Origin of the sequence: Subtercola sp. Z020, from assembly GCF_002931235.1 — a bacterium.
Taxonomy (GTDB): Bacteria; Actinomycetota; Actinomycetes; order Actinomycetales; family Microbacteriaceae; genus Subtercola.
In genome coordinates this window covers 1-5,625 of sequence record NZ_PSTT01000136.1, presented here as the reverse complement: position 1 = coordinate 5,625, position 5,625 = coordinate 1, and the positions used below count along the sequence as shown (strand labels likewise).

Sequence of the window (5,625 nt, the reverse complement as noted above, 5' to 3'; positions counted from 1 at the left end):
GAGCGTCCGATCTTTGAGAACTCAACAGCGTGCACATTGTCAAATGCCAATTTCCCGTGGCCAGTTTTGCTGGTTCGGGTTCCTTTGGGAAATGAAATTAGTGTTTGGTCTTCGGGCCGAGCACGGACAAGCAAGTCAGTAATGATTTGTTCTGTCAGCATCAAACTTGTCTTCTAGCATTCGATTCCCGTTTGTTGGTTGGCGCGTAAGCATTTACGGAGAGTTTGATCCTGGCTCAGGACGAACGCTGGCGGCGTGCTTAACACATGCAAGTCGAACGATGATGCCAGCTTGCTGGTGGATTAGTGGCGAACGGGTGAGTAACACGTGAGTAACCTGCCCTTGACTCTGGGATAAGCGTTGGAAACGACGTCTAATACCGGATATGACAGCCGATCGCATGGTCTGGTTGTGGAAAGAATTTTGGTCAAGGATGGACTCGCGGCCTATCAGGTTGTTGGTGAGGTAATGGCTCACCAAGCCTACGACGGGTAGCCGGCCTGAGAGGGTGACCGGCCACACTGGGACTGAGACACGGCCCAGACTCCTACGGGAGGCAGCAGTGGGGAATATTGCACAATGGGCGAAAGCCTGATGCAGCAACGCCGCGTGAGGGATGACGGCCTTCGGGTTGTAAACCTCTTTTAGTAAGGAAGAAGAACTTCGGTTTGACGGTACTTGCAGAAAAAGCACCGGCTAACTACGTGCCAGCAGCCGCGGTAATACGTAGGGTGCAAGCGTTGTCCGGAATTATTGGGCGTAAAGAGCTCGTAGGCGGTTTGTCGCGTCTGCTGTGAAATCTGGAGGCTCAACCTCCAGCCTGCAGTGGGTACGGGCAGACTAGAGTGCGGTAGGGGAGATTGGAATTCCTGGTGTAGCGGTGGAATGCGCAGATATCAGGAGGAACACCGATGGCGAAGGCAGATCTCTGGGCCGTAACTGACGCTGAGGAGCGAAAGCATGGGGAGCGAACAGGATTAGATACCCTGGTAGTCCATGCCGTAAACGTTGGGAACTAGATGTAGGGGCCATTCCACGGTTTCTGTGTCGCAGCTAACGCATTAAGTTCCCCGCCTGGGGAGTACGGCCGCAAGGCTAAAACTCAAAGGAATTGACGGGGGCCCGCACAAGCGGCGGAGCATGCGGATTAATTCGATGCAACGCGAAGAACCTTACCAAGGCTTGACATATACCGGAAACCTGCAGAAATGTAGGCCCCGCAAGGTCGGTATACAGGTGGTGCATGGTTGTCGTCAGCTCGTGTCGTGAGATGTTGGGTTAAGTCCCGCAACGAGCGCAACCCTCGTTCTATGTTGCCAGCACGTTATGGTGGGAACTCATAGGAGACTGCCGGGGTCAACTCGGAGGAAGGTGGGGATGACGTCAAATCATCATGCCCCTTATGTCTTGGGCTTCACGCATGCTACAATGGCCGGTACAAAGGGCGGCAATACCGTAAGGTGGAGCGAATCCCAAAAAGCCGGTCTCAGTTCGGATTGAGGTCTGCAACTCGACCTCATGAAGTCGGAGTCGCTAGTAATCGCAGATCAGCAACGCTGCGGTGAATACGTTCCCGGGCCTTGTACACACCGCCCGTCAAGTCATGAAAGTCGGTAACACCCGAAGCCAGTGGCCCAACCGTAAGGGGGGAGCTGTCGAAGGTGGGATCGGTGATTAGGACTAAGTCGTAACAAGGTAGCCGTACCGGAAGGTGCGGCTGGATCACCTCCTTTCTAAGGAGCACGTTCACTGTCCGTCTGTATACAGCGGAATCGCAGTGACAGTCATTTCAACGGAAGTTATCTGTTGGTGGCGCTCATGGGTGGAACATTTGACATTCACGTAGTGCCTGGGATGTTGTCAGTACGACCTTCGGGTTTGGAAGAGAGCGTTTTGGGTGGCCGTGTTGTGCACGCTGTTGGGTCCTGAGGGACCGGGCAGCCTATTCGTCGTGGTCTTGTACCGCGGTGGGTGGGTTGACTGTTGAACTCTGGACTTCATTCCTGTTCGAGGCTTCGTCTTGGATGGGTTGGGGTACCGCCCGTATTTTGAGAACTACACAGTGGACGCGAGCATCTCCAGTCGCAAACAAAACCTTCCTTTCGGGGACGGTGGGTTTGTTGGCTGGTAATCAATGTTCGGATTGATGACCCTTTTGGGGTTGTTGGTTCAATCATTGGTCTTTGTTGTGTGATTTTGTTTGTTGAAGTTTTTAAGAGCAAACGGTGAATGCCTTGGCATCTGGAGCCGAAGAAGGACGTATAAATCTGCGATAAGCCTCGGGGAGCTGATAATAGAGCTGTGATCCGAGGGTCTCCGAATGGGGAAACCCCGCCAGGCCCTTCGTGGTGACCTGGTGACTCCCGCCTGAATATATAGGGCGGGTAGAGGGAACGTGGGGAAGTGAAACATCTCAGTACCCACAGGAAGAGAAAACAATAGTGATTCCGTGAGTAGTGGCGAGCGAAACCGGAACAGGCTAAACCGATCATGTGTGATAGCCGGCAGGCGTTGCATGGTCGGGGTTGTGGGACTTTCCAGCAGTTACTGCCGTACTGCGAGAGTTACAGCGCTATATAGACGAATGGGATTGAAAGCCCAGCCGTAGCAGGTGCCAGCCCTGTAGTCGAAATGTAGTTATGGCTCGGAGAGTATCCCAAGTATCGCGGGGCCCGAGAAATCCCGCGTGAATCTGTCAGGACCACCTGATAAGCCTAAATACTCCCAGATGACCGATAGTGAACAAGTACCGTGAGGGAAAGGTGAAAAGTACCCCGGGAGGGGAGTGAAATAGTACCTGAAACCGTTTGCTTACAAGCCGTCGGAGCGCCCTTTGTTGGTGTGACGGCGTGCCTTTTGAAGAATGAGCCTGCGAGTTAGTGATCAGTGGCGAGCTTAACCCGTGAGGGGAATGCGTAGCGAAAGCGAGTTCGAATAGAGCGTTTGAGTCGCTGGTTCTAGACCCGAAGCGAAGTGATCTATCCATGGCCAGGTTGAAGCGACGGTAAGACGTCGTGGAGGACCGAACCCACTTCAGTTGAAAATGGAGGGGATGAGCTGTGGATAGGGGTGAAAGGCCAATCAAACTTCGTGATAGCTGGTTCTCTCCGAAATGCATTTAGGTGCAGCGTTGCGTGTTTCTTGCCGGAGGTAGAGCTACTGGATAGCCGATGGGCCCCAAAAGGTTACTGACGTTAGCCAAACTCCGAATGCCGGTAAGTGAGAGCGCAGCAGTGAGACGGTGGGGGATAAGCTTCATCGTCGAGAGGGAAACAACCCAGACCACCATCTAAGGTCCCTAAGCGCGTGCTAAGTGGGAAAGGATGTGGAGTTGCATAGACAACCAGGAGGTTGGCTTAGAAGCAGCCACCCTTGAAAGAGTGCGTAATAGCTCACTGGTCAAGTGATTCCGCGCCGACAATGTAACGGGGCTCAAGCACGCCACCGAAGTTGTGGCATTTATATTTTTGGCAGGCCTTCGTGGTCCAGCCGTATGGATGGGTAGGAGAGCGTCGTGTGGCCAGCGAAGCGGCGGTGTAAACCAGCCGTGGAGGCCACACGAGTGAGAATGCAGGCATGAGTAGCGAAAGACGGGTGAGAAACCCGTCCTCCGAAAGATCAAGGTTTCCAGGGCCAGGCTAATCCGCCCTGGGTAAGTCGGGACCTAAGGCGAGGCCGACAGGCGTAGTCGATGGACAACGGGTTGACATTCCCGTACCGCAGAAGAACCGTCCAAGCCAATCCACTAATGCTAAACATCTGAAACCCACCTTATCGATCCCTTCGGGGTGAGAGGGGTGGACGTAGCGTGTGACCCTATGGTGGTGCGGTTAGCGTATTAACAGGTGTGACGCAGGAACGTAGCTGAGCCGGGCGATGGTTGTCCCGGTCTAAGAATGTAGGCCGAGGGGTAGGCAAATCCGCCCCTCATATAAGGCTGAGACTCGATGGGTACCCTTCAGTGGGGAAATCAGTGATCGTCTGCTGCCAAGAAAAGCATCGGCGCGAGGTTCCATGTGCCCGTACCCCAAACCGACTCAGGTGATCAGGTAGAGAATACTAAGGAGATCGAGAGAATCGTGGTTAAGGAACTCGGCAAAATGCCCCCGTAACTTCGGGAGAAGGGGGGCCGGAGTCGTGAAGGGATTTACTCCTGGAGCGATGTATGGCCGCAGAGACCAGTGGGAAGCGACTGTTTACTAAAAACACAGGTCCGTGCCAAGTCGCAAGACGATGTATACGGACTGACGCCTGCCCGGTGCTGGAAGGTTAAGAGGAAGAGTTAGCCGCAAGGCGAAGCCCAGAATTTAAGCCCCAGTAAACGGCGGTGGTAACTATAACCATCCTAAGGTAGCGAAATTCCTTGTCGGGTAAGTTCCGACCTGCACGAATGGCGTAACGACTTCCCAGCTGTCTCAACCGCGAACTCGGCGAAATTGCACTACGAGTAAAGATGCTCGTTACGCGCAGAAGGACGGAAAGACCCCGTGACCTTTACTATAGCTTTGTATTGGTGTTCGGTGTGGCTTGTGTAGGATAGGTGGGAGACTGTGAAGCGGGCACGCTAGTGCTCGTGGAGTCATTGTTGAAATACCACTCTGGTCACTCTGGATATCTAACTACGAACCGTAATCCGGTTCTGGGACAGTGCATGGTGGGTAGTTTAACTGGGGCGGTTGCCTCCTAAAGAGTAACGGAGGCGCCCAAAGGTTCCCTCAACCTGGTTGGCAATCAGGTGGCGAGTGTAAGTGCACAAGGGAGCTTGACTGTGAGACTGACAAGTCGAGCAGGGACGAAAGTCGGGACTAGTGATCCGGCAGTGGCTTGTGGAAGCGCTGTCGCTCAACGGATAAAAGGTACCTCGGGGATAACAGGCTGATCTTGCCCAAGAGTCCATATCGACGGCATGGTTTGGCACCTCGATGTCGGCTCGTCGCATCCTGGGGCTGGAGTAGGTCCCAAGGGTTGGGCTGTTCGCCCATTAAAGCGGTACGCGAGCTGGGTTTAGAACGTCGTGAGACAGTTCGGTCCCTATCCTCTGCGCGCGCAGGAAATTTGAGAAGAGCTATCCCTAGTACGAGAGGACCGGGATGGACGAACCTCTGGTGTGTCAGTTGTACTGCCAAGTGCACCGCTGATTAGCTACGTTCGGAACGGATAACCGCTGAAAGCATCTAAGCGGGAAGCCGGCTTCGAGATGAGATTTCCATACCATTCATGGTGAGAGGCTCCCAGGAGACTACTGGGTTGATAGGCAGGATGTGGAAGCACCAACTAACGAGGTGTGGAGCTGACCTGTACTAATAAGCCGACAACTTCATACATTCCCCCCACCCCCCAGGGGTGGTGGAAAGACTTTGCGCAACAATGACACTCGCGTCCACTCTGTGGTTCCCGACATACGGTCGGGCAACCCCCCACCCCGTGTGGGGACACAACACACAACTGAACACTGAAGCTAACAACTTCCGTAAACACCAGTAGACCGTAAACACGTCGAACCTGTTTCGGCGGCCATAGCGCGAGGGAAACGCCCGGCAACATTCCGAACCCGGAAGCTAAGACTCGCAGCGCCGATGGTACTGCAAGGGAGACCTTGTGGGAGAGTAGGACACCGCCGGACCC

General features: G+C 54.1%; 3 rRNA genes. All 3 read left to right on the top strand.

From position 1 onward, the window contains the following. Positions 1-212: 212 nt before the first annotated feature. The 3 genes from C5B96_RS16685 to rrf all read left to right on the top strand — a co-directional run bounded on the left by C5B96_RS16685 (position 213) and on the right by rrf (position 5,623). Positions 213-1,733 (top strand): 16S ribosomal RNA (locus tag C5B96_RS16685). Between the two features lie 469 nt (positions 1,734-2,202). Further along, positions 2,203-5,324: ribosomal RNA gene (locus C5B96_RS16680) — 23S ribosomal RNA — on the top strand. Positions 5,325-5,506: 182 nt separating this feature from the next. Next, a 5S ribosomal RNA gene (gene rrf, locus C5B96_RS16675) occupies positions 5,507-5,623 on the top strand. The 16S, 23S and 5S rRNA genes sit together here, the layout of an rRNA operon. Positions 5,624-5,625 lie beyond the last annotated feature (2 nt).